The organism is Streptomyces sp. NPDC058291, from assembly GCF_042880855.1.
Lineage (GTDB): Bacteria > Actinomycetota > Actinomycetes > Streptomycetales > Streptomycetaceae > Streptomyces.
In genome coordinates, this window is record NZ_JBHVYK010000001.1 from 234,109 (window position 1) to 240,768 (window position 6,660).

6 protein-coding genes are annotated in these 6,660 nt (G+C 69.4%); 4 read left to right on the forward strand and 2 right to left on the reverse strand.

Annotation, left to right across the window (positions count from 1 at the left end; genetic code table 11):
• Positions 1-242 precede the first annotated feature (242 nt).
• Positions 243-1,223: a phosphotransferase family protein gene (locus ACFVYK_RS01115; RefSeq protein ID WP_389767143.1), complete on the reverse strand. Its 981-nt coding sequence runs from the start codon at positions 1,221-1,223 to the stop codon at positions 243-245.
• A 311-nt stretch (positions 1,224-1,534) separates the two neighbouring features.
• Between ACFVYK_RS01115 and ACFVYK_RS01120 the strand changes: the two genes are divergently transcribed.
• The 3 genes from ACFVYK_RS01120 (at position 1,535) to ACFVYK_RS01130 (ending at position 3,607) form a co-directional block, all read left to right on the forward strand.
• The gene (locus ACFVYK_RS01120) at positions 1,535-1,903 is read left to right on the forward strand and encodes a prolyl oligopeptidase family serine peptidase (RefSeq protein ID WP_389767145.1); all 369 of its coding nucleotides are present in this window, start codon (positions 1,535-1,537) and stop codon (positions 1,901-1,903) included.
• Between the two features lie 244 nt (positions 1,904-2,147).
• Positions 2,148-2,399 (forward strand): hypothetical protein, encoded by a 252-nt coding sequence (locus ACFVYK_RS01125; protein ID WP_389767147.1) that lies wholly within the window; start codon positions 2,148-2,150, stop codon positions 2,397-2,399.
• An 11-nt stretch (positions 2,400-2,410) separates the two neighbouring features.
• Positions 2,411-3,607: a flotillin family protein gene (locus ACFVYK_RS01130; protein ID WP_389767149.1), complete on the forward strand. Its 1,197-nt coding sequence runs from the start codon at positions 2,411-2,413 to the stop codon at positions 3,605-3,607.
• 668 nt (positions 3,608-4,275) lie between these two features.
• On the opposite strand, the gene ACFVYK_RS01135 is transcribed toward ACFVYK_RS01130, so the two are convergent.
• Positions 4,276-4,974, reverse strand: coding sequence for an SDR family NAD(P)-dependent oxidoreductase (locus ACFVYK_RS01135; protein ID WP_389767151.1), 699 nt, complete (start codon positions 4,972-4,974; stop codon positions 4,276-4,278).
• Between the two features lie 105 nt (positions 4,975-5,079).
• On the opposite strand from ACFVYK_RS01135, the gene ACFVYK_RS01140 reads away from it, so the two are divergent.
• Positions 5,080-5,955 (forward strand): helix-turn-helix transcriptional regulator, encoded by an 876-nt coding sequence (locus tag ACFVYK_RS01140; RefSeq protein ID WP_389767153.1) that lies wholly within the window; start codon positions 5,080-5,082, stop codon positions 5,953-5,955.
• Positions 5,956-6,660: the final 705 nt, after the last annotated feature.

Here is a 6,660-nt window from a genome sequence, read left to right on the forward strand (position 1 = left end):
CAGTCCCCGACCCGCTTGAGCTGCGCTTCGTACGCTCCGGACGCCGGTCGGGGAGAGTGACGGCCCCCGCCCGCCACCCGGCGGGTCCGGCCACGCTTCCACCCGGCCCGTCCGCCCCGGCGGAGCACTTCACCGACACCGGCGCCACCGTACAGCGGGGCATTGACGCTGGTGGCTTCGAGGGCGACGGAGAGCTCGTTGCCGTGTTCGGTGACAGCGCCGGCGCACCCTTGTCTCTGTGCTTACTTGCCGAGCAGGGCCAGGGTCTCCCGTAGTCGCTCGCACGCCCAGTCGTACTGCTCGGTGCCGCTGTGTGCCCGGAACTTCGTCTCGATGATCTGGATCAGAGCCAGGTGAAGGTTGTACAGCCGCCGACGGGTTCGCTCGGCGGTGGTGAGCGGCCGGTGGCCGTAGCCGCGGATGAAAGCCGTGGAGTCCCCGAATGCGCCCGCCTCACTCCCGGTGAAGCCGAACTCCATCAACGGATCACCGAAGAACGCCCGCTCGTGATCAAGGATTGCCACGATCTGGCCGTCGCGCACCATGCAGTTGCCCGGCCACAGGTCCCACTCGACGAACCGGGGCTCGGTCACCTCGTCCAGCGAATCGGCGTGGGCGGCCACGACTTCGCGGATCACGTCGTAGCTGTGCGGGAGGACGACGCCGCGTCGCTCCCCGTCGCCCAACAGCTCCTCGACCATCCGCAGGAAGGCCGCACGCCACGCGCTCTCGCCCGGTCCGGCCAACGGGCCGAACGCGGTGCCGGGGATCGTGTTGAGCTCGCGGGTGATCGCGCCGAGCGCCTCGTCGTACGCGTTGACCTCCGTTTCGGTCAGGGTGTCCCTGATGACGTGGAGGTTGTCCGCATCGATGTACGTCATGAAGAAGTAGTCGGCGTCGCACACCTCATGGGTCTGATCGACGAAGTCGACCTCCGGCACGGGAACCTTCGTGTGCTCCCGGATCAGCCGCAGCGCCTCCAGTTCGGTGGCCATGGCGCCACGCTCGTAGGTCATGACTTCGACATACGGCGGCGGCGCGATCTTGAGGACGACTTGCGAGCCGGATCGCAGCCGGATCCGGTAGGCCACGTTGAACCAGCCCTCGCTCAGTTCGCTGACCCAGTCCTCGCCCGCGACGCATACCTCCTGCGGGCCGTAGGCCCGGGCGACCATGGTGCGAAGCGCCTCGACGGACTGCCGGTTCTTTGTGACGCTCTCCATCAATCCTCCGCCCTCAGCATGATCGGACGGTAACACCAGGACGGAGTTGTGCACTTGGGTCTCCTGGGAACCCTTGCTACTGCTGGTCCCTCGGCATCGTCGAGTACGAACGTGGCGATGATGCGGGCGCACGTCATGGGTGATTCGTTCGAGTCTGGCGTCAGACCACCGCCGGGGCGGAGTGCCGGTGCAACCGCCGTGCAGGTGGAGCCTCACTCCGAGCCCGGGGAGGGCGGCCGGCCCCACGGGGTCTCCAGCGTCGCCCGCAGGACATCGACCGCCTTCTGGCCGATCCGCCACTGGCGGGCGCCGTGATCTGGTACGCACCGAGCGACCTGACCGCCACACGGGGCTGCTTCGTCCCCGACGACGCCGCCACCCCCGAGGCACTCATGCTCGGCGCGGCCCCGTCAGCCGCTCCGGAGCGCGCCCGCGCAGCCAGCCCTCTCGCCCACGTCCACTCCGGCGCACCACCGTTCCTCCTCGTCCACGGCGAGCAGGACACCATGGTGCACTGCTCACACAGCCAGTCCCTCGCCGCGGCACTGGACGGCGTCCAGGCACCGGTCGAGTTGCGGACAGTGCCCGGCGCCGACCACGGCTGGTACGGGCTTCCCGATGCCCAGGTGGAGGAGATCTTCGCACGCACCCTGGCCTTCGCCCGTCGCATCGCGGCCTGACCGGATCCTGCCGACATGTGCTGGACCAGGTCGTCGTCGAGTGCTGCCACGTTCCCGTCCTGCGCGCGTCCCGTGATGACGACAAGGGCATCCACCCGGGAACCGCGCGGCTCCTTCGGCGCCTGCGCCGCTTGCGGCAACGGCCGCCTGGTCGGCCCGAACCGAACCCTCCCGCCCGTTGGGTCTCCGACCGCACTGGGACTATCGTCGAATACCGGAGCCAGGACGAGGAGGACGGCCGGTGATGCCGCAGGACGAGGCCGTGCTCGGCTGCACGGGAAACCTACTCATCGCAACGCGCGGCCCCGCGGGTCCCGGCGAGGTCCTGGTGCGGGTCAGAGGCGGCTCCGAGACGTTTCTCGCCTGGTCGGACGCACCCCTGCCCATCGGTGCCACCGTGCTCGTGATCGAATCACGTGGATGCCGCGAGGTCGGCGTCATCGAATGGGTGGATCCACTGGACGCGCTCGGCAAGGACACCGCCGACGCAAGCTGAGGAGTACAAGCATGTTCGGATACCGCGTCCCCGCCCCCGACGAGGCGATGTTGATCTCGGGAGGCAGGCGCGGACTGGGGGGCGCGCCGTTCCGGGTGGTGACGGGGCACGGCAAGTTCGTGCTCCCCGTGTTCCGCAAGGTCCGGTTCCTCACCCTGTCCATGTGCGAATCCGAGGTCACCGAGACCTGTGTGACCCGCCAGGGCATCGCGCTGCACGTCCGCGCGGTCATCGCCTTCAAGGTCGGCAACGACCACGAGAGCATCATCAACGCGGGCCAGCGGTTCCTCTCCGACCAGGAGCAGATGTCCGTGCTCACCGGCCGGATCTTCGCCGGCCACCTGCGTGCCATCATCGGCTCGATGACGGTCGAGGAGATCGTCACCGAACGGCAGAAGCTCGCCGCGGAGGTTCTGGACACCTCGAAGACGGAGATGGCGAAGATCGGCCTCATCGTCGACTCGCTGCAGATCCAGTCGATCGACGACGGCGACACCGGCTACATCGACGCCATGTCCGCGCCGCACAAGGCGGCCATCCAGCGGCAGGCACAGATCGCGCAGGCCCAGGCCACCCAGACCGCGGCCGAGGCACAGCAGGAGGCGGCCCGCAAGCAGGCCGAGTACGCCCGGCAGACCGCCGTCGTCAAGGCGCAGTACTCGGCCGAGGTCGACCGCGCCCAGGCGGAGGCCGCCCAGGCAGGACCGCTGGCGCAGGCCCACGCCCAGCAGGAGGTGCTCGCCGCCCAGACGGAGCTGGCCCAGCGCCAGGCCAAGCTGCGTCAGCAGCAGCTGGTGGCCGAGGTCGTCAAGCCCGCCGAAGCCGAGGCCGAGCGGGTCAGGATCCTCGCGGCCGCCGAGGCACAGCGAATGAAGATCCAGGCCGAGGCGGCGGCCTCGTACGATCGGGTCGCGCTCGACCGCATGCTGATCGACCAGCTCCCGCAGATCGTCAAGGAAGCCGCAGGCGGACTCGCCGGCGCCAACGTCAACGTCCTCAACGGCGCGGACGGTCTGGGCGAGATCGCCGCCGGCCTCGTGTCCCAGGGTTTGACGATCCTCGACTCCGTCCGCCAGAACCTGAGCGGCCAGGACTCCGACGGCGCCCGCCCCGCCGGCAACCGTTCCGGGAACAAGAGCGACAGTCTGCTCCAGCTGCCCACCAGCAAGGAGAAGAAGTCGAACGACGGCCCCGTGGACGTCGACTAGCGTCCGCCATCGAGAGCAGGGGTCCACCGATCATGGTCGGCTGACCCGGCCACCGCCCACGGCTCGCCGTACGCGCCGGGGCGGCCACCGGGCAGCCCCGGGCGGCGGACGGGCAGGTCATGACGGCCGACCTCGGCGCCTCTCCGTCAAGATCAGCGAGGTATGCGTCAGGGACCCCGGGCAGCGGCCGATGTCGCGGTCGACGACACCGTGCGACCGGGCCTTTGCGCCCCCCCCGTCGCCCCGTCGCCCGTGTGCCAGTGGCACCGCTCGGGGCCGATTCGATGAACATGGGGCGGATGAGGTGATCTGAGGGTCGAACGCGGCCAGAACTCGATCAGGCAGCGGTTGGCCGGATGTGAGCGCTATGCGACTTGGTGTGAGTGCGCGGTGAAAGAACAGTGAAAGTGCGGCGAAGCGGGTGAAAGAAAAGAGGAAGTAAGCCACAAAGGCCGTACCTGCCCATCGACAGGTACGGCCCGACGAACTTCCTTTTCTCTTCCGTCAGTTGTGCTCGTATTACGCCGGAAGACCTGCCGTTCCGAGCACCGCCGCGAGAGCGAACCGCGGATCGATCATGGTGCGAACTGCGCCCCGGAGCACCCCGGACACTGCCACGACCTCGCGATGTTCTCGTCGCCCGAATAGCTGATCCGGCCCAGCCAGTGTCAGGACCAGGCGATCTCGCCATGACGGGAGACGAAGCGGCCGGTGCCCGCGCCCGGCTCCTCGGTGGCGAGGTGGACGATCGCGTCCGTGCCCTCGGTGACCGTTTGGGGGCCGCTGTGCCCGTTGAGGTCGGTCGCGGTGTAGCCCGGGTCGGCAGCGTTGACGCGGATGCCCTTGAGTCCTTTGGCGTACTGCGTGGTCAACATCGTCAGCGCCGCCTTGGAGGAGGTGTACAGCGGCGCGACGACATGCGACTCGGGCCGGGCGGGGTCGTGGGTAAGGGCGAGGGAGCCCATTCCACTGCTGACGTTGACGATCACAGGGTCGTCCGAGCGGCGCAGCAGCGGCAAGAAGGCAGTGGTGGTGCGGACGACGCCGATGACGTTGACGTCGAGGACGGCGAGGGCGTCGGCGGCGGTGAGGTCGCCGGGATCGCCGACGGGGCCGTGCACACCGGCGTTGTTGATCAGGACGTCGATCCTGCCTTCGTGTTCGGCGACGTCGGCGGCCGCGGCCGCTACGGAAGCGTCGTCGCTCACGTCGATGGGAACGTAGCGTGCGCCGAGCGCGGCAGCGGCCTCCTCGCCCTGTTCGCGGTTGCGCGCTCCGACGAGCACGGTGTGGCCACACTCGATCAGGCGACGGGCGGTCTCGCGGCCGAGACCCTTGTTGGCTCCGGTGATGAAGGTGATCGTCATGCGTTCGACTCTGATCCCGATGAGGGAGGCGCACCAGGGACGCTTCGACGGTAGGAAGACCAGTACCACCCTCGCGCCCCTCAGCACGACCGAGGATGCAGGAGGATGGAGGCCATGTCGGCGAATCCCGGACCCGGACTGGGCATGATGATCCGTACGTGGCGGGAGCGACTTCCCCCCTCGGCCGCCGGACTGCCCGTGAGCCGCGGGCGCCGGGCGGCCGGGCTGCGGCGCGAAGAACTGGCCGACCTGGCCGGGATATCGGTCGACTACATCGTGCGCCTGGAGCAGGGGCGGGCCACGACACCCTCGGCGTCGGTGGTGGCGTCCCTGGCGAGGGCCTTGCAGCTGTCCACCGCCGAGCGGGACCATCTGTACCGGCTGGCCCAGCATGTACCGCCCACGGACGGTGCGATCTCGGACCATCTCCCGCCCGGCGTGCAGCGGGTGCTCTCCCGCCTCGGGGACGTTGCGGTGGCCGTGTTCGCGGCGGACTGGCAACTGGTGTGGTGGAACCGTGGGTGGGCCGCCCTGCTGGGCGACCCCTGCGCCTCGCCGCCGCGGCTGCGCAACTTCGCCCGCGACAGGTTCCCCGTGCACGCCGGCCCCGCCCATCTTGCGCTGTGGCCAGTGACCGAGGCGGACCGCGACGCCACCGACGCCGCCGTCGTCTCCGACCTGCGCCGGGCCACCGGCCGCTTCCCCCGGGACCGCCGCCTGGCCGCGCTGATCCGCGATTTGATCGCGGGCAACAAGAGGTTCGCCGGGCTGTGGGCGACCGGAGAGGTGGCCGCGCACCGCGAGGATCACAAGACGATCGACCACCCCTCGGTGGGCCCGGTCACGGTCGACTGCGACGTCCTGACCGACGGCGACTCCGAGCTCAAGATCGTCATCATGACTGCCGTGCCCGGCAGCGAGGACGAGACCAAGCTCCGCCTCACCGCCATCGCCGGCCTACCGGCCACCACGCATAACTGATCCGGTCTACGCGTCGATCGGCCGACCGCCTAGCGGGCGGGCGACCCGTCATGGGCGCCTGACGAGGAATGCCACGCCTGCATCCCCGCTCGCGACGCCTCCTTGGCCTGCTGCCACTTCATGGCCGCCTGCTGAGTCGGAGGCACGTCCATGTCTCGGATCATGCGCCGACCTGCCGTATACAGGGCGAAGCCCCCGATGGCCATGCCGACGCACGCTACCGCGGCACCGGCTGCGGTGAGAACGGCACCGGCCCTCACGAGCCGGGTGTCGATTCCGATCGTCCCATGCGAATGCTGATGGTGTTGGCTCATGACTCCACCATCCAACGGCAGCAACCGACTCGCATCCTGTCTGACGGCTCAGGCCGCCGCACGCGGGTGCGCAACGCCCAGACGGCTGTCGGCACGCCCCGGGTGGGTCCCCCTTTTCAGGGCCGCAGGTTCACCGAGTCGATTGCTCAACGGGATCAGTCGAGCTCACCGCGTGACGAGTCGGTCGAGGAGCAGGCGATGAAGCCTGGCCCGTCCCCTGCCTTCGACCCCTCGGCGAAGCGCACGTGAGCGGTCGCCCCTTTCGGCACGGACGGCCCTTTCGGCACGGACGGCCCGTGCGGCACGTGTGCGGCACGCGCGGCACGCGCGGCACACGCGGCACACGCGGCACACGCGGCACACGCGGCACACGCGGCACACGCGGCACACT